At 45.7% G+C, this 24,042-nt stretch carries 18 protein-coding genes, 1 tRNA gene and 3 rRNA genes; 12 read left to right on the top strand and 10 right to left on the bottom strand.

The window, feature by feature from the left end; translation table 11 throughout:
• Window positions 1–17 precede the first annotated feature (17 nt).
• The 3 genes from ccmB to hda form a co-directional block, all read right to left on the bottom strand.
• A complete protein-coding gene (gene ccmB, locus A6B40_RS08450) occupies window positions 18–680 on the bottom strand; it encodes a heme exporter protein CcmB (RefSeq protein ID WP_025216670.1) in 663 nt (220 codons plus the stop codon).
• Window positions 677–1,309, bottom strand: a complete 633-nt coding sequence (ccmA, locus tag A6B40_RS08445; protein WP_025342980.1) for a cytochrome c biogenesis heme-transporting ATPase CcmA — start codon at window positions 1,307–1,309, stop codon at window positions 677–679. Before ccmA ends, ccmB begins: the two co-directional genes overlap by 4 nt.
• A 151-nt stretch (window positions 1,310–1,460) precedes the next feature.
• Window positions 1,461–2,171, bottom strand: a complete 711-nt coding sequence (gene hda / locus A6B40_RS08440) for a DnaA regulatory inactivator Hda (protein ID WP_025247265.1) — start codon at window positions 2,169–2,171, stop codon at window positions 1,461–1,463.
• A gap of 219 nt (window positions 2,172–2,390) precedes the next feature.
• Between hda and A6B40_RS08435 the strand changes: the two genes are divergently transcribed.
• From A6B40_RS08435 to A6B40_RS08410, 6 genes are all read left to right on the top strand, one after another.
• Window positions 2,391–3,992 (top strand): ABC transporter substrate-binding protein, encoded by a 1,602-nt coding sequence (locus A6B40_RS08435; RefSeq protein WP_025247264.1) that lies wholly within the window; start codon window positions 2,391–2,393, stop codon window positions 3,990–3,992.
• A 145-nt stretch (window positions 3,993–4,137) separates the two neighbouring features.
• Window positions 4,138–5,142 (top strand): ABC transporter permease subunit, encoded by a 1,005-nt coding sequence (locus A6B40_RS08430; protein ID WP_025247263.1) that lies wholly within the window; start codon window positions 4,138–4,140, stop codon window positions 5,140–5,142.
• An 87-nt stretch (window positions 5,143–5,229) separates the two neighbouring features.
• Window positions 5,230–6,123: an ABC transporter permease subunit gene (locus A6B40_RS08425; protein WP_176672339.1), complete on the top strand. Its 894-nt coding sequence runs from the start codon at window positions 5,230–5,232 to the stop codon at window positions 6,121–6,123.
• Window positions 6,124–6,132: 9 nt separating this feature from the next.
• A complete protein-coding gene (gene dppD / locus A6B40_RS08420; protein WP_025216664.1) occupies window positions 6,133–7,119 on the top strand; it encodes a dipeptide ABC transporter ATP-binding protein in 987 nt (328 codons plus the stop codon).
• A complete protein-coding gene (locus tag A6B40_RS08415; RefSeq protein WP_176672128.1) occupies window positions 7,120–7,572 on the top strand; it encodes a GNAT family N-acetyltransferase in 453 nt (150 codons plus the stop codon).
• An 82-nt stretch (window positions 7,573–7,654) separates the two neighbouring features.
• Window positions 7,655–8,641, top strand: coding sequence for a peptide ABC transporter ATP-binding protein (locus A6B40_RS08410; protein WP_176672127.1), 987 nt, complete (start codon window positions 7,655–7,657; stop codon window positions 8,639–8,641).
• Window positions 8,642–8,692: 51 nt separating this feature from the next.
• On the opposite strand, the gene sohB is transcribed toward A6B40_RS08410, so the two are convergent.
• From sohB to A6B40_RS08380, 6 genes are all read right to left on the bottom strand, one after another.
• Window positions 8,693–9,745: a protease SohB gene (gene sohB, locus A6B40_RS08405; protein WP_176672126.1), complete on the bottom strand. Its 1,053-nt coding sequence runs from the start codon at window positions 9,743–9,745 to the stop codon at window positions 8,693–8,695.
• Window positions 9,746–9,768: 23 nt separating this feature from the next.
• Window positions 9,769–10,950, bottom strand: coding sequence for a lipid-A-disaccharide synthase (gene lpxB, locus A6B40_RS08400; protein ID WP_176672125.1), 1,182 nt, complete (start codon window positions 10,948–10,950; stop codon window positions 9,769–9,771).
• A 322-nt stretch (window positions 10,951–11,272) separates the two neighbouring features.
• Window positions 11,273–11,388 (bottom strand): 5S ribosomal RNA (rrf, locus tag A6B40_RS08395).
• Between the two features lie 115 nt (window positions 11,389–11,503).
• Window positions 11,504–14,404: ribosomal RNA gene (locus A6B40_RS08390) — 23S ribosomal RNA — on the bottom strand.
• A 194-nt stretch (window positions 14,405–14,598) separates the two neighbouring features.
• A tRNA-Glu gene (locus A6B40_RS08385) sits at window positions 14,599–14,674 on the bottom strand.
• A gap of 183 nt (window positions 14,675–14,857) precedes the next feature.
• Window positions 14,858–16,397 (bottom strand): 16S ribosomal RNA (locus A6B40_RS08380).
• Together the 16S, 23S and 5S rRNA genes with 1 tRNA gene alongside form the textbook arrangement of a ribosomal RNA operon.
• A 401-nt stretch (window positions 16,398–16,798) precedes the next feature.
• On the opposite strand from A6B40_RS08380, the gene A6B40_RS08375 reads away from it, so the two are divergent.
• The 6 genes from A6B40_RS08375 (at window position 16,799) to tyrS (ending at window position 23,612) form a co-directional block, all read left to right on the top strand.
• On the top strand, window positions 16,799–17,629 hold the full coding sequence (locus tag A6B40_RS08375) for a DUF5718 family protein (RefSeq protein ID WP_176672124.1): 831 nt from the start codon (window positions 16,799–16,801) through the stop codon (window positions 17,627–17,629).
• A 114-nt stretch (window positions 17,630–17,743) separates the two neighbouring features.
• Entirely contained in the window at window positions 17,744–18,556 is an 813-nt protein-coding gene (locus A6B40_RS08370; protein ID WP_176672123.1) for a DNA ligase, read from the top strand.
• A 186-nt stretch (window positions 18,557–18,742) separates the two neighbouring features.
• Window positions 18,743–19,003 (top strand): oxaloacetate decarboxylase subunit gamma, encoded by a 261-nt coding sequence (locus A6B40_RS08365; RefSeq protein WP_025216657.1) that lies wholly within the window; start codon window positions 18,743–18,745, stop codon window positions 19,001–19,003.
• A 30-nt stretch (window positions 19,004–19,033) separates the two neighbouring features.
• Complete coding sequence (gene oadA, locus A6B40_RS08360; RefSeq protein WP_176672122.1) at window positions 19,034–20,836, top strand: sodium-extruding oxaloacetate decarboxylase subunit alpha; 1,803 nt, start codon at window positions 19,034–19,036, stop codon at window positions 20,834–20,836.
• Between the two features lie 9 nt (window positions 20,837–20,845).
• Entirely contained in the window at window positions 20,846–22,150 is a 1,305-nt protein-coding gene (locus A6B40_RS08355) for a sodium ion-translocating decarboxylase subunit beta (protein WP_176672121.1), read from the top strand.
• A gap of 271 nt (window positions 22,151–22,421) precedes the next feature.
• The gene (gene tyrS / locus A6B40_RS08350; RefSeq protein ID WP_176672120.1) at window positions 22,422–23,612 is read left to right on the top strand and encodes a tyrosine--tRNA ligase; all 1,191 of its coding nucleotides are present in this window, start codon (window positions 22,422–22,424) and stop codon (window positions 23,610–23,612) included.
• 81 nt (window positions 23,613–23,693) lie between these two features.
• Here the strand turns inward: tyrS and A6B40_RS08345 are convergent, their stop codons facing one another.
• A complete protein-coding gene (locus A6B40_RS08345) occupies window positions 23,694–24,008 on the bottom strand; it encodes a DUF2322 family protein (protein WP_176672119.1) in 315 nt (104 codons plus the stop codon).
• Window positions 24,009–24,042: the final 34 nt, after the last annotated feature.

Genomic DNA, 24,042 nt, shown 5'->3' with positions numbered 1-24,042 from the left:
AATAATATAAAAAATACTTAATTCAAACTAATCCTCAACGCTCCAGCAATCGCAAAAGGCGAAAAGGTTAACGTCACCGCTAAAATCGCCCCGATAATCGCAAGCTGTCCGCTGTAGCCCATATTGAGCGTGGCGGCTTCCAGCACAGCGGCGGCGAAAATCAGTACTGGCAGGAATAGTGGTAAAATCAGTAGGCTTAATAGCGTGCCGCCTTTGCGTAACCCAACCGTTAATGCCACGCCTATCGCCCCTAAGCAGCTTAAAATCGGCGTTCCAAGCAGTAATGTCAGCACTAACGCCCACCAGACGTGGGTTTCGAGTGAGAGCAAAATCGCTGCCACCGGTGAGAGTAAAATCAGTGGCAAGCCGGTTAATGCCCAGTGAGCAATCACTTTCGCCAATGCCACTTGCGGTAAGCCGAGCGGCAATAGCATTAATTGTTCTAACGAGCCATCCAAATAATCATCTCGGAACAAGCGTTCAAACGAGAGCAAGGCGGAAAGCAATGCCGCCACCCACGCAATGCCAGCGGCGATTTTGCCAAGCAGTTCAGGATTTGGCCCCATTAAAATCGGGAACACGGTAATCACCATCAAAAAAAACCAGAGCGGATTTAAAATTTCCGATGGCTTGCGAAAGGCGATGGTTAATTCTCGCTGAATAATCGTAAATAAAATCATACTTTAAATTGATCTAACGAAATGGTACGCACTTTATCGCTTTCTGCGGTTTGGTGGCTGGTGAAAATCACCAGTCCGCCCTGTTCACAATGCTGTTCAATATGGGCTATTAAATCCGCCACCCCTTTTTTGTCAATGGCGGTGAAAGGCTCGTCTAAAATCCAAAGTTTCGCTTGGGTCAACCAAAGTTTCGCCAAAGCGACACGGCGTTGTTGTCCGGCAGACAAATGCGAGCAAGACAAATCTTCACGCCCAATCAACGACACTTTTTCAAGAGCCCGCCAAAGAGCCTCGTCATCTTGCGGCAGTTTCTGGATTTTTTGGTAAAAACTCAAGTTCTCCCAAGGGGTGAGTTCAGGCTTGATACCAGCGTGATGCCCCAAATAAAAGAGTTCTGAATAGTAGCTGTCACGCTGTTTTTGAATAGGTTCGCCGTTCCACAATACCTCACCCTCTGCCGCCAATGACAGCCCGGCTAAAATACGAAGTAAGCTGGTTTTACCGATGCCATTATGCCCTTCAACCTGCACCCAATCGCCGCTTTTCACGATGAAATGGCAACCCTCAAACAAACGGGTTTCGCCACGCTCGCAAGCGATATTCTTCAATTCAAGCTGATATTCGGTCATCGGGGTCTCATTAAAGCAGGGGTTAAAAAATTTAACGGAAGTGTAACATAAGCGATTGTTTTAACGTAGCAAATAAATTACTTATTTAGAGGTAGCAAGCGGTCAAATTTGAAAAAACTTTTGCAAATTTTGACAAGAATCAAACCACTTGTTACAGAGAAAGAGTTTCCTTCACAAAAGGAATGGTTAGTTTTCGCTGAGCTTGTAAAGAAGCGTGATCTAATTTATCTAATATTTTAGTGAGTTCTTCCAAATCCGAACCTATTTTTTTTAGCAGAAAATGGGCGGCTTCATCGGGCAACTCTACCCCTTTTTGGCGAGCATTCGCTTGCAAAATATAGCATTTTTGCTCGTCAGTGAGATCACTTAATTGATATACCTCTCCCCACGTTAAACGAGAGCGTAAATCCGGTAATTTAATATTTAATTGATGAGGCGGGCAGTTTGCGCTGATTAACAACAATGTTTTTATACCATCACTAAATAGTCCTTGTTGCTCTCGAATTTGATTGAATAAGTTGAAAATTGCCAGTTCCCATTCCTCATCGCCTGCAATGGCTTGAATGTCATCTAAACAAATCACATTCAGCAACTCAGCATTATCTAAAACCAACGGAGAAAAATAACGAGCTTTTGTTAAAGGAATGTAGCTCGAAGTTTGCTGGTTTAAAAGAAAATAATTGCTCACAGCTTTTAACAGATGACTTTTTCCACAGCTTTTTTCACCCCAAATATAGAAAAACGGCTGTTGTACATCGGTAAAATTCCGTTTGAGAGATTCAAGCAACACTTTACTATTTTCTGCGTAAAAATTATCGAAAGTGTCTTCATCAATTTGATAAATCGGTAGAGGTAACTGCAAAAATATTCCTTAAAGCCAGCCATCAAAAACCTTGTAAGAATATCGGAAAACTGCCATTTTGAGAAGTGGAAATTACTCAATCAAATTTCATTTGTAAATTTTGATAAAGTCCTCCCTCTATTTGTTAAAAAAAGATTGCAGTTCGCTAAAAAAATTGTATATTCAAAACTTCACACAAAAAAAGTAATTCAATCTATAAATAAAACTCAAGGAGTGAAAATGAAACACTTAGCAAAACTTTCTTTAATCGCGATGGCGGTTGCAGGTTCTGCAACTGCAATGGCTGCACCAAAAACCTTCGTCTATTGCTTAGAAGCATCGCCTTCAGCAATGAGCCCTGTTCTTGTAACAGACGGTGCAAGCCTTGATGCCAACGCTCGTCCTATCTATAACAAATTGGTGGACTTTGCAGAAGGCACAACCGATGTTATCCCATCGTTAGCAGAAAAGTGGGATATCTCTGAAGATGGTAAAATTTATACTTTCCATCTACGTAAAGGTGTAAAATTCCACGACAACAAAGAATTCAAACCAAGCCGTGAATTTAACGCAGATGACGTGTTGTTCTCAATCAACCGTCAGTTAGATCCAAACCACCCGTTCCACAAAGTTTCCGGCGGTAACTACGAATATTTCGTAGGTATGGATATGCAAAATATCATTGATAAAGTAGAGAAAGCGGACGATCACACAGTTAAAATCAGCTTAAAAGTACCAAATGCTCCGTTCTTAGCAAACTTAGCAATGGACTTTAACGCAGTTTATTCTGCTGAATATGCGGAGCAATCCTTAAAAGCAGGTAAACCGGAGCGTATTGATACTAACCCAATCGGCACCGGCCCATTCCAATTTGTGGATTACCAAAAAGATGCGACCGTTCGCTTCAAAGCCTTTGAAAACTACTGGCAAGGCAAAGCGAAAATCGACCGCTTAGTTTTCTCTATCACAACCGATGCGTCTGTACGTTTAGCGAAATTGCAAAAAGGCGAATGCCACGCAATGCCATACCCGAACCCGGCAGACATAGAAACCATCAAGAAAGATCCGAACATCAACTTGATGAGCCAAGCGGGTATGAACGTAGGTTACTTAGCCTTGAATGAAAAAATCAAGCCGTTAGATAACCAAAAAGTGCGTCAAGCTCTGAACCACGCTGTGAATAAACAAGCGATTGTGGATGCTGTGTATCAAGGTGCAGGTCAAGTAGCGAAAAACCCAATTCCACCAACAATGTGGAGCTACAACGATGACGTTCAAGACTACGACTACAACCCGGAAAAAGCGAAAGCGTTGTTAAAAGAAGCCGGATTTGAGAATGGTTTCACCACTGAACTTTGGGCAATGCCGGTGGCTCGTCCGTACAACCCTAACGCTCGCCGTATGGCTGAACTTATCCAAGAAGACTGGAAAAAAGTGGGCGTGAATGCCAAGATCGTCAGCTACGAGTGGGGCGAGTACCTCAAACGCTTACGCCAAGGCGAAGCGGCAACCTCAATGATCGGCTGGACAGGCGACAACGGTGACCCAGACAACTTCTTGAACACCTTATTAAGCTGCTCAGCGGTGGATGCAGGTTCAAACTACGCGAACTTCTGCCACAAACCGTTTGAAGAAGTGGTGTTAGGTGCAGCACAAGAGAACGACAAAGCAAAACGTACCGAGCTGTACAAAAAAGCTCAGGTGATTTTCAAAGAGCAAGCACCGTGGATCACCATCGCTCACTCAACGGTATATTTCCCGGTTCGCCAAGAAGTGAAAGGTTATGTCATGAGCCCATTCGGCTTGCATAACTTCTACAATGTGGATTTAGCGGAAAAATAATCCGTTTAACAAGCGGTCAATTTTGCAGATTTTTTGACAAATTTGACCGCTTACGCAACCAATGTAGGGGCGAATCATATTCGCCCATTTCAACAAATAAGGGCAAATATGATTTGCCCCTACAAGAAATCCCAAGAGATTTTAAATGTTCCAATTTATCCTTAAACGCATTTTGATGGTGATCCCCACCTTCATTGCGATAACTTTGATTACCTTTGCCCTTGTGCATTTTATCCCCGGCGATCCGATTGAGATCCGAATGGGGGAGCGTGGATTGTCGCCGGAAGTTCATCAACAAATGATGGAACAGCTCGGCTTAAATCGCCCATTGTTTGAGCAGTACATCAGCTATATTCAAGGCGTGCTGCGTGGCGATCTCGGTAACTCATTCCGTAACAACGAGCCGGTACTGAAAGAATTTTTTACCCTTTTCCCTGCCACCGTTGAGCTGGCGTTTTTCGCCCTGCTTTGGTCGCTGATTTTCGGCATCGCTTTGGGCGTGATTGCCGCCGTGAAAAAAGAGAGCTGGATTTCACACACGGTGACTTCTCTTTCTCTCACCGGCTACTCAATGCCAATTTTCTGGTGGGGCTTGATTTTAATCCTTTATGTTTCCACCCCTCTCGGCTTGCCTGCCTCAGGACGTTTGCCGTCTGAATACTGGATTGAAGCCGAAACCGGTTTTATGTTGATCGACACCTGGAACTCAGACGAACCAGGAGCCTTTTTAGCGGCGATCAAATCGCTGATTTTGCCGTCTATCGTGCTTGGCACTATTCCGCTAGCGGTCATCACTCGTATGACCCGTTCGTCAATGCTCGAAGTGCTAGGCGAGGACTATATCCGCACCGCCAAAGCCAAAGGCTTAAACACCACTCGCATTGTGATTGTGCATGCACTGCGTAATGCGTTAATTCCGGTAGTAACAGTGGTCGGTTTGATTGTTGGGCAACTGCTTTCGGGAGCGGTTCTCACCGAAAACATCTTCTCGTGGCCGGGAATCGGCAAATGGATTATCGATGCCATCAACAGCCGTGATTACCCGGTGCTGCAAGGTTCAGTGCTGATTATTGCGACCATTATTATCCTCGTGAATTTGACGGTGGATTTATTGTATGGGATTGTGAATCCGCGTATTCGTCATTCGTAATAATTTTTGGGCGTATGTCATACGCCCCCAACAAGCGGTTCAATTTCCGCCATTTTTTACAAAATACATTTTCAGTTGGAGTCAATGATGTCCGGAACAACTGCGGTGAATCCACCCGCACCGAAAACACCATTACAAGAATTTTGGTACTATTTTAGGCAGAACAAAGGGGCGGTGATTGGGCTTGCCTTTATTGCTGTGGTCTTCTTTGTGAGCGTTTTTGCCAATTTTATCGCCCCTTTCGATCCGATTTCGCAAAACCGTGCGGCGTTGTTACTACCGCCGGCGTGGTTTGAGAACGGTCAAGCGGCACACCTGCTCGGCACGGACGATATCGGCCGGGATATTCTCTCTCGTATTATTTACGGGGCAAGACTTTCCGTCTTTATCGGCTTGATTATCGTGCTGATGTCCTGTGTGCTGGGCGTGATTTTAGGGCTGCTCGCCGGTTACTACGGCGGCACGCTCGACATCGTGATTATGCGATTTGTCGATATTATGCTCGCCATTCCTAGCCTGCTTTTAACCATCGGCGTGGTGACGATTCTCGGGCCCTCGCTTATCAATGCGGCGATTGCGATTGCGATTGTCTCCATTCCAAGCTATGTACGTTTAACCCGAGCCTCCGTAATGAGTGAAAAAAATCGGGACTATGTAACCGCTTCCCGAGTGGCGGGGGCTGGTGTAGGGCGGCTGATGTTTATCGTCATTCTGCCGAACTGTTTGGCTCCCCTTATTGTGCAGATGACAATGGGCATTTCCAACGCCATTCTTGAACTTGCCGCTCTCGGCTTCCTCGGTATCGGGGCACAGCCGCCAACGCCGGAACTCGGCACAATGCTGGCGGAATCTCGTGGCTTTATGCAGTCGGCGAACTGGCTCGTGACCATTCCGGGCTTGGCAATTTTGTCGCTGGTGCTCGCATTCAACTTGATGGGTGACGGCTTGCGTGACGCCCTCGACCCGAAATTAAAACAGTAGGAGAGCAATATGGCATTATTAGAAGTACAAAATCTCTCCGTCCATTTCGGCGAGAAAAACGCTCCGTTCCGTGCGGTGGATCGCATCAGCTACACCGTCAATGAAGGCGAAGTGCTGGGCATCGTGGGCGAATCCGGCTCAGGCAAATCGGTCAGCTCTTTGGCGATTATGGGCTTGATCGACTACCCGGGCAGAGTTATGGCAGACAGCCTCCATTTCGACAATAACGACCTGCTCGCCCTCAGCCCGAAAGCGAAACAGAAAATTGTCGGGGCGGACGTGTCGATGATTTTCCAAGACGCAATGACCAGCCTCAACCCAAGCTACACGGTCGGTTTCCAAATTATGGAAGCCCTCAAAGTGCATCAAGGCGGCAGCAAAGCCAGCCGTCGTGAGCGAGCCATTGAGCTTTTAACGATGGTGGGCATTCCTGATCCGGTTTCCCGTTTGGAAGTCTATCCGCACCAACTGTCGGGCGGTATGAGCCAGCGTGTGATGATCGCAATGGCGATCGCCTGCAACCCGAAATTATTGATTGCGGACGAACCGACCACGGCGTTAGACGTAACCATTCAAGCCCAAATTATCGACCTGCTGTTGGAGCTACAACGCAAAGAGAATATGGCGTTGATTTTAATCACGCACGACTTGGCATTAGTTGCCGAAGCCGCTCACCGCATTATCGTGATGTACGCCGGACAAGTGGTGGAAGAGGGCAAAGCGGAAGAGATTTTCAAATCCCCGCTGCACCCTTACACCCAAGCGTTGCTCAAAGCGTTGCCAGAGTTTGCCGAAGGCAAATCCCGCCTGCAATCGCTCCCCGGAGTTGTGCCGGGCAAATACGACCGCCCACAAGGCTGCTTGCTCAACCCACGCTGCCCGTACGCCACCGACAAATGCCGCACGGTTGAGCCGGAAATGCAAACCCTCAACGGCAGACGAGTGAAATGCCACTCACCGCTGAATGAAATGGGTGAGCCGACAGGGAGAAATTAAATGCAAGTCCGTTTAATGCAACCGCAGGATATTCCACAAGTCTTTGATTTAATGGAAAAATTCGCGGCATTTGAACATTACATCGACAGTTTTGCAATTACTCCCGAAGTTGTGCAGCAAAGCGGTTTTGACAAAAATCCACCGGATTTCTACTGCTTAGTTGCGGACGATAACGGTACGATTGGCGGAATGTTGGTCTATTATTTTCTGCCTTATACCGCTCAAAATCGCCCAGCGATTTATATGAAAGAGCTGTTTGTAGCAGAAAATTACCGCAATCAAAAAGTCGGTGAAAAACTGATGACCGCCTTGCAAGAAGTAGCTCACCAAAATAATTGCCAAACGATCAAATGGACAGTCGCTCCGTGGAATAAAGACGGTATCCGTTTTTACGAACGGCTGGGAGCGAAAGAAAATAACGAATGGCTCAATTATGAGTGGCAAGTGAAATAATTTGCAAAAAATCTTGAAAAAATAACCGCTTGTAGGGGCGTATTGCATACGCCCGTGCATTTTCCGAGAAGGAAAAAACAAAATGAAAGAAAATAATTCTACCCCATTGCTAAACGCAGTGGATCTCAAAAAATACTACCCTGTCAAAAAGGGAATGTTTGCCAAGCCGAAGCTGGTTAAGGCGGTTGATGGCGTGTCTTTTACCCTCGAACGCGGCAAAACCCTTGCGGTGGTGGGCGAGTCGGGTTGTGGCAAATCCACACTGGGGCGTATGCTCACGATGATTGAGCCGCCAACCGAAGGTGAGCTGTTTTACAACGGCAAAAACTTTTTGGAGAACGACAAGGAAACCGAGCAGCTTCGCCGTAAAAAAATCCAAATCGTGTTCCAAAATCCGTATGCCTCGCTCAATCCACGCAAAAAAATCGGTTCAATTTTAGAAGAGCCGCTGCTGATCAATACCAATTTGTCGGCGAAAGAACGCAAAGAGCAAGTGCTGAAAATGATGGCGAAAGTCGGCTTAAAACCCGAATTTTACGACCGCTATCCGCATATGTTCTCGGGCGGACAACGCCAGCGGATTGCGATTGCTCGTGGTTTGATGTTGCACCCCGACATCGTGGTGGCGGACGAGCCGGTGTCGGCGTTGGACGTCTCCGTTCGAGCTCAGGTGCTAAACCTGATGATGGATTTACAGGACGAAATGGGCTTGTCTTATGTGTTTATTTCACACGATTTATCTGTTGTTGAGCATATTGCGGACGAAGTAATGGTAATGTATTTAGGGCGTTGTGTGGAGCAAGGCGACACTAAAACGATTTTTAGCAACCCACGCCACCCTTACACGCAGGCACTGCTTTCGGCGACTCCACGTTTAGATCCAAACGAACGCCGTGAGCGAATTAAACTGACTGGCGAGCTACCAAGCCCACTCAACCCGCCAAGAGGCTGTGCGTTCCACGCTCGCTGCCGCTTTGCAACCGACCGCTGCCACATTGAGCGACCGGATCTGAAAACCTATAAAGACGGTACGCAAATCGCCTGTTTTGTGATGGAAGATCAACGCTGATCTTCTAAGCTCTCACAAGTTAAAACGAAAACAGCCCCAAAGGGGCTGTTTTTACATCATTGTTGAACGGCTTTTATTCAGTATTTTAGTGAGTAAATTTTCTGCCGATTGCTCTAATTGCGAGCCGATTTTTTGCGTCAGTTTTTTCTTCTCTTTGTATTTCAGTTCAATCACCTCTTTGCTTTCAATCGCTTTGAGAATCAGATCATCGCTGGTTGAGATCTCATCCACCAAATTCAATTCAATCGCTTGCTGACCAAACCAATGTTCGCCAGTCGCCACTTTTTCAATATCCAACTGCGGACGGTGTTGAGCCACAAATTGCTTAAAGAGCGAGTGGGTTTCTTCCAGTTCTTGTTGGAATTTTTGCTTGCCTTTCTCCGTATTTTCACCCGCCAAGGTCACGGTACGTTTGTATTCGCCAGCGGTCATCACATCAACATCAATATCGTGTTTTTTGAGTAAACGATGGATATTCGGCACCTGAGCCACTACGCCCACCGAGCCAATTACGGCGAAAGGAGCGGAGACGATTTTATTCGCCACACACGCCATCATATAACCACCGCTAGCGGCAATTTTATCTACGGCGGCGGTGAGGGGAATATTACGATCACGCAAGCGTTGCAACTGAGAAGCCGCCAAGCCGTAGCCGTGAACTACGCCGCCCGGGCTTTCTAATTTCAACAGAACCTCATCTTTTTCAGGATTGGCAAGGCTAATCACCGCATCAATTTCACGGCGAAGCGAATTGACTTCGTGAGCCATCATATCGCCATTAAAATTCAGCACGAATAAGCGAGATGGAGCTTCCAAAGTTTCTCCTCCATCTTTTAGTCGTTTTTTCTCTAACTTGGCTTTCTCTTTTTCCGCTTTCTTCTCGGCTTTTTCTTGGTGTTTTAACTCTACTTCACTCAAGAAAAATCCTGCAAGCGATTTTTGTTGTTCTTTATACTTCTTCGTTAAATTAGTAATCGATACTGTACCATTCTCAGTTTGTTTTTTAGATTCCAAAATCAACATCACGACCACTGCAACAATGCCGAAAACAGTCAATAATTCTAATAAGAAAATACCATAATTAAGTAAAACTTCTTTCCACATACCTCTTCCTTTTTACAAAAAAATTAATAAATATGACCGCTTGTAGAGCCATTTAATAAATCGACAACCGCTTGAGCGGCTTGCTTATCTGCATTACATTGAATGGACTTGTGCAGCTCAACAAATCGCTGTTTTAAATCCGCCTTTTTAGCTTGGCTTTCTTCATCATCTGCGAGAAAAACCGTTAAATGTTTTGCTAAACTCTCTGGATTACACTCCTCTTGGATTAGCTCTGGCACAAGAGGCTCTTGAGCAAGCAAGTTAGGTAGAGAAATATAGTCCGTCTTAACGAGTCTTTTTGCCAGCCAATAAGTAAGGGGCTTCATTTTGTAGCCCACCACCATCGGCGATTTACACAGCATTGCTTCTAATGCTGCCGTGCCGGAAGCTAAAAGCGTACATTCTGCTGCAATCATTATCTCACGAGCCTTACCTTGAATAATATTAAGTTCTAGCTCTGGAGCAATTTGTGTTTTAATCTCGTTAAATTGTGCGATTCGCTTTTCATTAACCATTGGCACTAAGAATTGCAAATCAGGAAAACGAGCCTTTAGAAGCTGAGCGGTTTTTAAAAATGGCTCAGCTAAAAAGTGAATTTCACTCCCTCGACTTCCCACCAAAATTGCCATATAACGCTTAGATTCATCAATATTCAGCGAAGCACAAGCCTCCGCACGGTTCGGTTTGAGCGGAATGCAGTCTGCCATCGTATGCCCAATAAAACGGCAAGGCACATTGAATTTATCGTAAAAGGCTTTTTCAAACGGCAGGAAAGCCAGCACTAAATTAGTCGCTCGCTCAATTTTAAACACTCGCTTTTGACGCCACGCCCACACTGATGGGCTAACATAATGAATAGTTTTGATACCATTCGCTTTCAGCTTTTCTTCAACTGTTAGATTAAAATCTGGTGCATCAATACCAATAAAAATATCAGGCTTTAATTGAAGCATTTCATCAATTACTTGCTTACGACGCTTAAGTAATCTAGGAAGATGTTTAACAACCTCAGCTAAGCCCATTACTGAGAGTTCTTCCATATCAAACAATGTCTCGCACCCCTCTGATATCATTCGTGGACCTGCAACACCAATAAAACGGGCATTTGGAAAATGTGTTTTCAATTCTTTAATTAACCCTGCTCCGAGAATATCGCCAGAAACTTCTCCTGCTACTAGGGCAATAATAGGTGATTGTTCTTTCATAGTTAGATATTATAGAAATAAGTATTTGAATTGTACTATTATACCAATCAATATAAAAAGATATTATGTTAATACTACAAAGGTAAAAAGATAATTTAATATATTTTATAAATGGGGATTAAATTTTATTTTGCAACTTTCTCGCAAAACAACCGCTTGCTACCTCATTTCAGGTAACAAGCGGTCATTTTCATACCTTATTTTATAAAATAACCTTCTATGCTAAGATAAAATAAAAAACAAAAACCCCTAAGTATCTCTACTTAGGGGCGCTTTCTGTATCTATTCTTCGTTATCTATTTTCTTCTATCTATTCAGTAAAACCCGATGATGCTCTACTCTCACATGGCGAATCACCACACTACCATCGACGTTACTGCGTTTTACTTCTGAGTTCGGTATGGAATCAGGTAGAACCACAGCACTATGGTCATCGGGATAATTGGGTCAAAATTCAAAAACAAGCTGATTATTCTGAGTGTATTTTTTTCTTTATGCGTTTAGTTTCTCCACTTGTGTTTTCTTCTTTCTCATAAAAACACTTGAGCGTTGTATAGTTAAGCCTCTCGGGCAATTAGTACGTGTTAGCTCAACGTCTCGCAACGCTTACACACCACGCCTATCTACGTCGTAGTCTCCAACAACCCTTACAGTCTTATAGACTGGGAGAACTCATCTCTTGGCAAGTTTCGTGCTTAGATGCTTTCAGCACTTATCTCTTCCGCACATAGCTACTCGGCAATGCGTCTGGCGACACAACCGAAACACCAGCGGTGCGTCCACTCCGGTCCTCTCGTACTAGGAGCAGCCCCAACCAATTCTCCAACGCCCACGGCAGATAGGGACCGAACTGTCTCACGACGTTCTAAACCCAGCTCGCGTACCACTTTAAATGGCGAACAGCCATACCCTTGGGACCTACTTCAGCCCCAGGATGTGATGAGCCGACATCGAGGTGCCAAACACCGCCGTCGATATGAACTCTTGGGCGGTATCAGCCTGTTATCCCCGGAGTACCTTTTATCCGTTGAGCGATGGCCCTTCCATTCAGAACCACCGGATCACTATGACCTGCTTTCGCACCTGCTCGACTTGTCTGTCTCGCAGTTAAGCTTGCTTCTACCATTGCACTAACCTGACGATGTCCGACCGTCATTAGCAAACCTTCGTGCTCCTCCGTTACTCTTTGGGAGGAGACCGCCCCAGTCAAACTACCCACCAGACACTGTCCGAGTACTCGTTCCGAGTACTTCGTTAGAACATCAAACGTTAAAGGGTGGTATTTCAAGGACGCCTCCAACAACACTGGCGTGTCATCTTCAAAGGCTCCCACCTATCCTACACATCAAAATTCAATGTTCAGTGTCAAGCTATAGTAAAGGTTCACGGGGTCTTTCCGTCTAGCCGCGGGTACACCGCATCTTCACGGCGATTTCAATTTCACTGAGTCTCGGGTGGAGACAGCCTGGCCATCATTATGCCATTCGTGCAGGTCGGAACTTACCCGACAAGGAATTTCGCTACCTTAGGACCGTTATAGTTACGGCCGCCGTTTACTGGGGCTTCGATCAGGAGCTTCTCTTGCGATAACACCATCAATTAACCTTCCAGCACCGGGCAGGCATCACACCCTATACGTCCACTTTCGTGTTTGCAGAGTGCTGTGTTTTTAATAAACAGTTGCAGCCAGCTGGTATCTTCGACCGGTTCAACCTTCGTGAGCAAGTCACTACAATCTACGCCGGCGCACCTTCTCCCGAAGTTACGGTGCTATTTTGCCTAGTTCCTTCACCCGAGTTCTCTCAAGCGCCTGAGTATTCTCTACCTGACCACCTGTGTCGGTTTATAGTACGGTTTAGTGTAATCTGAAGCTTAGTGGCTTTTCCTGGAAGCGTGGTATCGGTTACTTCAGCTCCGTAGAGCCTCGTCATCATCTCTCGGTGTTAATAAGTGTCCGGATTTGCCTAAACACTCCACCTACCAACTTAAACAGGGATATCCAACACCCTGATAACCTAACCTTCTCCGTCCCCACATCGCAATTACACCAAGTACGGGAATATTAACCCGTTTCCCATCGACTACGCTTTTCAGCCTCGCCTTAGGGGCCGACTCACCCTGCCCCGATTAACGTTGGACAGGAACCCTTGGTCTTCCGGCGAACGAGTTTTTCACTCGTTTTATCGTTACTTATGTCAGCATTCGCACTTCTGATACGTCCAGCAAGCCTCTCGACTCACCTTCATCCGCTTACAGAACGCTCCCCTACCCAACAGTGTTACCACTGATGCCGCAGCTTCGGTGACTAGTTTTAGCCCCGTTACATCTTCCGCGCAGGCCGACTCGACTAGTGAGCTATTACGCTTTCTTTAAATGATGGCTGCTTCTAAGCCAACATCCTAGCTGTCTAAGCCTTCCCACTTCGTTTCCCACTTAACTAGTACTTTGGGACCTTAGCTGGCGGTCTGGGTTGTTTCCCTCTCCACGATGGACGTTAGCACCCACCGTGTGTCTCCTATGCATTACTCTTCGGTATTCGCAGTTTGCATCGGGTTGGTAATCCGGGATGGACCCCTAGCCGAAACAGTGCTCTACCCCCGAAGGTATTCACATAAGGCTCTACCTAAATAGATTTCGGGGAGAACCAGCTATCTCCCGGTTTGATTGGCCTTTCACCCCCAGCCACAAGTCATCCGCTAATTTTTCAACATTAGTCGGTTCGGTCCTCCAATTAGTGTTACCCAATCTTCAACCTGCCCATGGCTAGATCACCGGGTTTCGGGTCTATACCTTGCAACTACACGCCCAGTTAAGACTCGGTTTCCCTACGGCTCCCCTATTCGGTTAACCTTGCTACAAAATATAAGTCGCTGACCCATTATACAAAAGGTACGCAGTCACAGAATAAATCTGCTCCCACTGCTTGTACGCACAAGGTTTCAGGTTCTATTTCACTCCCCTCGCCGGGGTTCTTTTCGCCTTTCCTTCACAGTACTGGTTCACTATCGGTCAATCAGGAGTATTTAGCCTTGGAGGATGGTCCCCCCATCTTCAAACAGGATATCACGTGTCCCGCCCTACTTGTTGTTAGCCTAGTACCACGGAAATATTTTCGAGTACGGGATTATCACCCTCTACGATTGAGCTTCCCAGCTCATTCCTCTAATAAATCCGCTATCACTAACTGGCTCTTTCGCGTTCGCTCGCCGCTACTAACGAAATCTCGGTTGATTTCTTTTCCTCGGGGTACTTAGATGTTTCAGTTCTCCCGGTTTGCCTCATTTACCTATGGATTCAGTAAATGATAGTAGGTTCTTCACCTACTGGGTTTCCCCATTCGGACATCTTGGATTAAACGCCTCTTATCGACTCATCCAAGCTTTTCGCAGATTAGCACGTCCTTCATCGCCTCTGATTGCCAAGGCATCCACCTTGTGCGCTTAGTCACTTAACTATACAACCTCAAATATTTTCATTTAAACAAGTCAAACGAATTGATTTGAAGCGATATTATTCAACTAAACACTTAGCTGCCTTTGTTCAGCTAAGATTTTTTAACTACTCAGACTTTCTTTCGAAAATCTCTCAGTTTTTCAGCTTGTTTCCAAATTTTTAAAGAACATTAAGACAATAAAAATCATCTTTAAATGGCGTCCCCACGGGGATTCGAACCCCGGTTACCGCCGTGAAAGGGCGATGTCCTAGGCCTCTAGACGATGGGGACAACATTTAAAGATGCTTTCCGCTTTGCCATTTTAGGTCGAATATTCTAACGATTTTTGCAAAACCTTTCAAGATTCTAACCGTTTGAATGCCTAAATCTCATTCATCTCTTGTCCTACTGCTTTATCAAACAATCTGTGTGAACACTTGCTGTCATTTCAAGCTCTCGCTTCTTGATTTTTGGTAAGGAGGTGATCCAACCGCAGGTTCCCCTACGGTTACCTTGTTACGACTTCACCCCAGTCATGAATCATACCGTGGTAAACGCCCCCCCGAAGGTTAAGCTATCTACTTCTGGTACAACCCACTCCCATGGTGTGACGGGCGGTGTGTACAAGGCCCGGGAACGTATTCACCGCAACATTCTGATTTGCGATTACTAGCGATTCCGACTTCATGGAGTCGAGTTGCAGACTCCAATCCGGACTTAGACGTACTTTGTGAGATTCGCTCACCATCGCTGGGTCGCTGCCCTCTGTATACGCCATTGTAGCACGTGTGTAGCCCTACTCGTAAGGGCCATGATGACTTGACGTCATCCCCACCTTCCTCCGGTTTATCACCGGCAGTCTCCTTTGAGTTCCCGACCTAATCGCTGGCAACAAAGGATAAGGGTTGCGCTCGTTGCGGGACTTAACCCAACATTTCACAACACGAGCTGACGACAGCCATGCAGCACCTGTCTCAGAGTTCCCGAAGGCACTCTCGTATCTCTACAAGATTCTCTGGATGTCAAGAGTAGGTAAGGTTCTTCGCGTTGCATCGAATTAAACCACATGCTCCACCGCTTGTGCGGGCCCCCGTCAATTCATTTGAGTTTTAACCTTGCGGCCGTACTCCCCAGGCGGTCGATTTATCACGTTAGCTACGGGCACCAAGCTTAAAGCCCAATCCCCAAATCGACAGCGTTTACGGCGTGGACTACCAGGGTATCTAATCCTGTTTGCTCCCCACGCTTTCGCACATGAGCGTCAGTACATTCCCAAGGGGCTGCCTTCGCCTTCGGTATTCCTCCACATCTCTACGCATTTCACCGCTACACGTGGAATTCTACCCCTCCCTAAAGTACTCTAGACTCCCAGTCTGAAATGCAATTCCCAGGTTAAGCCCGGGGCTTTCACATCTCACTTAAAAGTCCGCCTGCGTGCCCTTTACGCCCAGTTATTCCGATTAACGCTTGCACCCCCCGTATTACCGCGGCTGCTGGCACGGAGTTAGCCGGTGCTTCTTCTGTAGTTAACGTCAATCAAACTTGCTATTAACAAGTCTGCCTTCCTCGCTACCGAAAGAACTTTACAACCCGAAGGCCTTCTTCATTCACGCGGCATGGCTGCATCAGGGTTCCCCCCATTGTGCAATATTCCCCACTGCTGCCTCCCGTAGGAGTCTGGACCGTGTCTCAGTTCCAGTGTGGCTGGTCATCCTCTCAGACCAGCTAGAGATCGTCGCCTTGGTGAGCCTTTACCTCACCAACTAGCTAATCCCACTTGGGCTCATCTTATGGCAGGTGGCCCGAAAGTCCCACCCTTTAGTCCAAAGACATTACGCGGTATTAGCTACCGTTTCCAGTAGTTATCCCCCTCCATAAGCCAGATTCCCAAGCATTACTCACCCGTCCGCCACTCGTCAGCAAAGAAGCAAGCTTCTCCCTGTTACCGTTCGACTTGCATGTGTTAAGCCTGCCGCCAGCGTTCAATCTGAGCCATGATCAAACTCTTCAATTCAAAAAGTTTAATCGCTCAATACTGCTGACATAAAATCACACTTTAATAAGAAAACTTAAAAAAGTTAAATGAATTTCTAGTTAGCACCTATTAAGACTTCAAGTTTTAAAATATATTTTTAAAATCAAGTCAATCAACAAGTGCCCACACAGATTGTCTGATAAATTGTTAAAGAACAAAACAAAACGACGCACCGGAATCAAACTTAATCTCTTCACAACAATGCGTCGTTGTGTGGGGTGCATTATAGAGAAATATAAAATGAACGCAAGTACTTTTTGCAAAAAAATTGAAAAATTTGACCGCTTGCATAATTTTGCAACAAGTTGGTTAAATTATGTAATTTATTGTTTTATATTACTTTATACTTAGCAGAATTAATTTAAATAAGGAGACTATCTATGACTACAAAACATTTTATCGGCTTAGGCGTTGCCGGCAACTTTGCTGGACATTTGGAACAAGCTGGCGAGGCGGCGGATTTTGCTAAAGTCAAAACAGCTGAGGCGGTTCAGCCGAAAGCGATTTTCCCGTTTTATGTGCCAGCGGATAATTTAGGGGATTACCAATTTCTTGCTACTTATCCACTCTCAAATGATGCAATTAATTTTCCGCAAGATGCAGATAATCTGCAAATTGAGCCTGAAATCGCCTTGATTTGTGACATCACTTACGAAAACAACCAAGTCACCGCACTCATTCCAACCCATTTTGCTGCTTACAACGACTGTTCAATCCGTCGTCCGAATGCTCGCAAAATTTGTGAGAAGAAAAACTGGGGAGCATCGTCTAAAGGGATTTCCGCCACGCAGCTTCCACTTGATCATTTCAACGAGGGAGGTACGCTCGATCACTACAACATCGCTTGCTTCCACAAACGTAATGGTGAGCTGAATGCTTACGGCATCGACAGCCCAGCGGTGGAATATAGCTATTTCCACCAAAAATTATTGGATTGGATTGTCAATCAAATGAACCACCAGCCGGACGAAGGCCCGATGAACCACATTGCGGCAATGCTCAAACAGGCAAATTACCCAACCCAAGCGGTTATCAGCATTGGGGCAACTCGCTACACCCCATTTGGCGAAACGAATTTCTTGCAACCGGGCGATGTGAGTATGGTGGTAGTTTACAATGCGAAGAAATATTCTCACGCCCAAATTGAAGAAATGGCGAAGCTGGAAACTTTCAGCGAGGATATTTCAGCGTTGGTGCAAGCCGTGCGTTAAGCGTGCAAGCGGTCAAATTTGAGAAAATTTTTGCGATCTGCATCGAAAATTTGAATTTCTTTTCTGACGCTTTCCTTTCTTTATTTTATAGTGCCTTCAATTCTTGGAGGCACTATGAAAAAACTTCTCTTTTTATTACTACTCTGCCCTGCTCTTTTAGCGAAATCACCTGACTTGATGCTGCTCGGGCAGTATAAAGATCAGGATCTTTCCGGTTGGGTGATGAGCGAGAAGTTAGATGGCGTGCGTGGCTTTTGGGACGGTAAGCAGCTGATGAGCCGTCAAGGTTATCCTCTCAATCCACCAGATTATTTCATTCAACATTTCCCGCCGTTTGCCATTGATGGCGAGCTGTTTAGCGAGGTGGGGAAATTCGAGGAAATTTCGTCCATCGTCCGTTCTGCCGAGCCGAAAGGTTGGTATAAGCTAAAATTGCACGTTTTTGATGTGCCGAATGCGGAGGGAGATTTATTCAAGCGGTTGGATTTTTTGCGAAAATACCTAAACCAGCACCCCACGCCGCACATTGAGATTATTGAGCAGATTCCGATTCAAGATAAAACCCATTTGGAGCAATTTTATCAATCTGTTCTGGCAAAAGGTGGCGAAGGCGTGGTGGTGCGAAATCCGAATGCAGCTTATGTGAATGGGCGTTCCGCTCAAATTTTGAAAATCAAACCGGTGTTAGATGAAGAGTGCACCGTCATCGCCCACCATAAAGGCAAAGGGAAATATGCGAACAAGCTCGGAGCGGTGAGTTGCGAAAACCAGCGTGGGCGTTTTCGTATCGGCTCCGGTTTTAAAGATAAAGATCGGGAAAATCCGCCGCCGATTGGATCGACCATTACCTACAAATATCGAGGGCTAACTGAATCGGGCAAACCACGCTTTGCTACCTACCTCAGAAAGCGAGAGGCAACAGATTAATCCATTTATTATTACCCATCAAAAGTTATCAAGCGGTTAAGATTAGTAAAAAAATTGTAAAATTTAACCACTTGTAAAAATAATTTGTGATCCATTCATCATTTATACACAAAAGCATTTGAAATTTCACTCTATTTTCTTTATTTTTTGGTTTAATTCAAACGCTATTTAATGAAGGAAATCACTATGACAAACGCAGAACTTTTTGGCGAAGGGTTAAATCTGATGTTTGCGGGAATGGGATTTGTAATGTTCTTCCTGCTTGCTTTAATTTATGCCATTACATGCCTCTCCGCCCTCATAAACCGCTATTTTCCTGAGCCGATTCCAACACCACCTATGCCGAAAGCCGTGCCACCTGCTCCAGCCGATGATTTAGAACGTTTACGTCCGGTTATTGCTGCGGCCATTGCTCATCATCGTAGAGTGCAAGGTCAAAATCTTTAACAAATTCAAATAATAAGAAGGAATAACATTATGACAACTCAACAGAAAAAAATTGCGATCACCGATGTAGTTTTGCGTGATGCTCATCAATCTCTCTTTGCGACCCGCTTACGTTTGGATGATATGCTGCCGATTGCCGCCGAGCTCGACAAAATCGGCTATTGGTCTTTGGAAGCATGGGGCGGTGCGACCTTTGACAGCTGTATTCGCTTTTTAGGGGAAGATCCGTGGGTGCGTTTGCGTGAGCTGAAAAAAGCAATGCCGAAAACTCCACTGCAAATGTTGCTACGTGGGCAAAATCTGTTGGGTTATCGTCACTATGCCGATGATGTGGTGGATAAGTTCGTAGAGCGTTCTGTTGCCAACGGAATGAGCGTTTTCCGTGTGTTTGATGCCTTGAACGACCCTCGCAATATGCAGGCAGCGTTACAAGCGGTCAAAAAACACGGCGGACACGCACAAGGCACATTGAGCTACACGACAAGCCCGGTTCATACGCTGCAAACGTGGTTAGATGTGACCGAGCAGTTATTAGAAATCGGCGTGGATTCTTTGGTTATCAAAGATATGTCGGGGATTTTGACGCCTATGGCAGCTCACGAGTTGGTGAGCGAAATCAAAAAACGCTACGATGTGGAACTTCATTTGCATTGCCACTCCACCACCGGTATGGCAGAAATGGCGTTACTTAAAGCGATTGAAGCCGGTGTGGATGGTGTGGACACCTCCATTTCTTCAATGTCCGGTACTTATGGTCACCCTGCTACCGAATCCATCGTGGCAACCTTGCAAGGCACGCCGTATGACACGGGCTTGCAAATTCCTGAATTAGAAAAAATTGCGGCTTACTTCCGTGATGTGCGTAAAAAATATGCGAAATTTGAGGGACAATTACGAGGTATCGACAGCCGAATTTTAGTGGCTCAAGTGCCAGGCGGAATGCTCACTAACCTTGAAAGCCAGCTCAAACAGCAAAATGCCTCCGACAAATTAGATTTAGTGTTGCAAGAAATTCCACGAGTGCGTGAAGATTTGGGCAACATTCCGCTCGTTACGCCAACCTCGCAAATTGTCGGAACACAAGCGGTAATGAACGTGTTAATGGGCGAGCGTTACAAAACCATCGCTAAAGAAACTGCTGGCATCTTAAAAGGAGAATATGGCCGTACACCAGCTCCAGTGAATAAAGCGTTGCAAGATCGTGTGCTGGAAGGGGCTGCTCCGATGACCGATCGCCCAGCGGATCATATTCCACCGGAAGTGGAGAAATTGATCGCAGAAGTGACCGCTCAAGCAAAAGAAAAAGGTATTACGCTTTCTGAAAATACTATTGATGATGTATTAATCGTGGCACTATTCCAACAAATCGGTTGGAAATATTTGGAAAACCGCAACAATCCGTCTGCCTTTGAGCCGGTGCCGAGTGCCGATGATGTGAAACCGGCTGCAGCTGTTCCGAAAGCTCAGCCGCAATCAGGTTCTGCAGTTTACACCGTTGAGCTTGAAGGCAAAGCTTTTGTGGTGAAAGTGAGCGAAGGGGGAGATATTACCAATATCGCTCCAACTACCGCTGCTGCCCCTGCTCAACAAGCGGTCAATTCCACTCAAAAATCTGCAAATGCCGAGCCGGTGAATGCACCGATGGCAGGCAATATTTTGAAAGTGGAAGTGAAAGAAGGACAACAGGTTGCCGAGGGCGATGTGTTGCTGATTCTTGAAGCGATGAAAATGGAGACTCAAATTTGTGCGGCAAAATCCGGTACAGTGCAAGGCATTAATGTGAAACAGGGCGATGTGGTTGCTGTTAATCAAACCTTGATGAGCATTGCGTAGAGGTGAGATATGGAAGGTATTATTGCTCTGTTTAAAGGAATGGGAATAATGCATCTCGAGTGGGGGCAAGCTGTGATGATTGCGGTGAGCGTGCTTCTGCTCTGGCTTGCTATCTCCCGAAAATTTGAGCCACTTTTGCTCGTGCCGATTGGTTTTGGTGGATTGATGTCGAACATTCCCGAAGCCGGAATGGCAATGACGGCATTAGACAATTTGCTCCATAGCGGCACGGCGGAACAGCTTGCGATGGTCGCGGCGAAAGTGAATAGCTCTAGCCTTGATCTGCACGCCATCAAAGATGCGATTGCACTTTCTGCCCCTTCCGTTCAAAACGAATTGGAAGTGATGGCTGGCGATATGGGCTATACCGCTGGTGTGCTGGCTTTGTTCTACAAAGTAGCGATTGGCTATGGCGTTGCTCCGCTTATCATCTTTATGGGCGTGGGGGCGATGACCGATTTCGGGCCATTGCTTGCAAACCCTAGAATGTTGCTACTTGGAGCAGCGGCTCAATTCGGTATTTTTGCAACCGTACTTGGGGCGTTAGGCTTGAACTGGCTTGGCATTATTGATTTTACCTTGCCACAAGCGGCAGCGATTGGGATTATCGGTGGGGCAGACGGCCCAACCGCCATCTATTTAGCCAGCAAACTCGCTCCTGAATTGCTCGGGGCGATTGCAGTTGCGGCTTACTCTTATATGGCGTTAGTGCCGCTTATTCAGCCGCCGATTATGAAAGCCTTAACCACCGAGCAGGAACGCAAAATTCGTATGACGCAACTGCGTGAAGTGAGCAACCGTGAAAAAATCATTTTCCCGATTGTGCTACTGCTTCTTGTTGCGTTGCTGTTACCTGATGCGGCACCACTACTCGGTATGTTCTGTTTCGGTAACTTGCTCCGCACCAGCGGCGTGGTGGAACGCTTGAACGACACTGCTCAAAATGCGTTGATCAACATCGTGACGATTTTCCTCGGCTTATCCGTTGGGGCGAAATTAGTGGCAGATAAATTCCTCCAACCGCAAACGTTAGGGATTTTGGTGCTCGGTGTGATCGCTTTTGGTATCGGCACGGCAAGCGGTGTGATTATGGCGAAAATTATGAATCGCTTCAGCAAACACAAAATCAATCCGCTGATTGGCTCGGCTGGGGTTTCAGCGGTGCCGATGGCAGCTCGTGTTTCTAACAAAGTGGGGCAAGAATATGACAAACAAAACTTCTTGCTCATGCACGCAATGGGCCCGAACGTGGCAGGGGTGATCGGCTCGGCGATTGCCGCTGGAGTGATGTTAAAATATATTGCGAATATGTAGCCATTGTACGCTACAAAAGCTTCCGAATATCTTCTCTCGGGAGCTTTTTTATTTTGTTGATAATAATTCTCAAAAAGTTATTGACTTATTATTTGAGAACTATTATCATCAACTCACTTCAAAAATAATAGGTAATCACTCCAACTCTTTACGCCGTATTTCCCCCACAGAATGCGGCGTTTTTTTCATCTTCGCTGCAAAAAGCCTATCAATTTCAATTCAGACCGCTATAATAGAAGCATTTTTTGACATATTAAGAAAGGAAAGATCAATGACTCAATCTATCGAATCGCTCCTTGCCGAACTCAAGCGTGGCGTGGAAAATATTTACTCAGAAGAAGATTTAATCGCAAAATTAAAAGAAAACCGCCCATTACGTATTAAATTAGGGGCAGACCCAACGGCTCCAGACATTCACTTAGGGCACACCGTAGTCTTGAACAAACTTCGCCAATTCCAACAATTTGGTCACGAAGTTTATTTCTTAATCGGCGATTTCACCGGAATGGTAGGCGATCCGTCAGGCAAAAACTCAACTCGTCCGCCATTAAGCCGTGAAGACGTGTTACGCAATGCGGAAACCTACAAAGAGCAGATCTTCAAAATTTTAGATCCGCAAAAAACCAAAATCGTGTTTAACTCCGATTGGCTTGGCAAATTAGGTACAGAAGGAATGATCCGTTTAGCCAGCAACTACACCGTTGCCCGTATGCTTGAGCGTGAAGATTTCAAAAACCGCTTCACCAACCAACAGCCGATTGCGATCCACGAATTTATCTACCCATTATTACAAGGCCACGACTCTGTTGAACTGAAAGCAGACGTGGAACTTGGTGGTACAGACCAAACCTTCAACTTGTTGGTAGGACGTGAATTACAAAAATCTGCAGGGCAAAAACCGCAAGTAGCGATGACGTTACCACTTCTCGTTGGCTTAGACGGTGAGAAAAAAATGTCGAAATCCCTCGGCAACTACATTGGCGTGACGGAAGCTCCAAGCGAAATGTTCGGCAAAATTATGTCGATTTCAGACGATTTAATGTGGGATTGGTACAACCTACTTTCATTCCTCCCATTAGACGAAATCGCCCAATTAAAAGCAGATGTTGCGAACGGCAAAAACCCTCGTGATGTGAAAATTCTGTTAGCGAAAGAGATCATCGCACGCTTCCACGATGAAACCGCCGCCGATGCTGCAGAACAAGAGTTCATTAACCGCTTCCAAAAAGGGGCAATCCCGGACGAAATGCCGGAATTTACTTTTGAAGGCGACATCGGTTTAGCCGCATTACTGAAAGAGGCGGGCTTAGTGCCATCAACTTCTGAAGCAATCCGCTCGGCTCAACAAGGTGGTGTGAAAATTGACGGTGAGAAAGTCGAAGATGTGAAACAAAATGCTCAAAAAGGCACTTTTGTTTACCAAGTCGGCAAACGCAAATTTGCACGCATTACCGTGAAATAATTCCATTTAATAAGCAAGCGGTCATTATTTGCAATTTTTTTGCAGATAATGACCGCTTGTATTTTCTTATAAATCAATAAGTTACTTCGCAACCGGCACTAAATCCAGTGAAAGATCGTTATCAATCACTTTGAATAACAAATCAATATTCGGGTGCTTGCCCACGTTGACTTTCGCATCTTCAACGTGCTCCGCAAACCATTCAATGCCTTGTTTTGCTACTGTGGCATCTAATTTTCCATCAAATTTTTCATAAAGTGCATAGTAGAGTCTGAGCGAGCCTAGTTTGCCTTCAATTGCTGGAATATGTTGCATTACTTCACCGCTATTAATCACATCTAAGCCTGAAAGGTGATCGATGGCTGGAAAAGTCGCTAAGTAATCTTTAAATTGCATTTTATTCTCCCTAATAAATAAGGCAGACACAATG

Origin of the sequence: Mannheimia varigena, assembly GCF_013377235.1 — a bacterium.
Classification (GTDB): domain Bacteria; phylum Pseudomonadota; class Gammaproteobacteria; order Enterobacterales; family Pasteurellaceae; genus Mannheimia; species Mannheimia varigena.
This window is presented reverse-complemented; position numbering and strand designations above follow the sequence as displayed.